This is a genomic window from Vogesella urethralis (genome assembly GCF_007644045.2).
In the GTDB taxonomy this organism is placed as follows: domain Bacteria; phylum Pseudomonadota; class Gammaproteobacteria; order Burkholderiales; family Chromobacteriaceae; genus Vogesella; species Vogesella urethralis.
Genome location: NZ_VMDW02000033.1, coordinates 1 through 234, shown reverse-complemented (window position 1 = coordinate 234; position 234 = coordinate 1). Strand labels below are relative to the sequence as shown.

Here is a 234-nt window from a genome sequence, read left to right as displayed (position 1 = left end):
AGACCATGCATAATCCGCTGGTTATCGAAGCGATCATGTTGATCGCGGCCATTATCGTTGGCGTCTGGAGCCAGCGCGCTTTACCGCTACACGCCGATAGCCGACCGATCCTCTTCCTGCTATGTCTGTTCCTCGGCACTGGCAGCGCGTTGTGCCTGCTGCTGGATATCTTAGCTCTGCTGTTGACCGGTCAGGTCGCGACGGGCGGTGTGCGAATATACGGTCCGTTGCTGC

1 protein-coding gene is annotated in these 234 nt (G+C 58.1%); it reads left to right on the top strand.

Annotation, left to right across the window (positions count from 1 at the left end; genetic code table 11):
- The coding region (locus FLQ03_RS01330) for a hypothetical protein (protein WP_206210822.1) at positions 1–234 on the top strand (234 nt) is incomplete at both ends.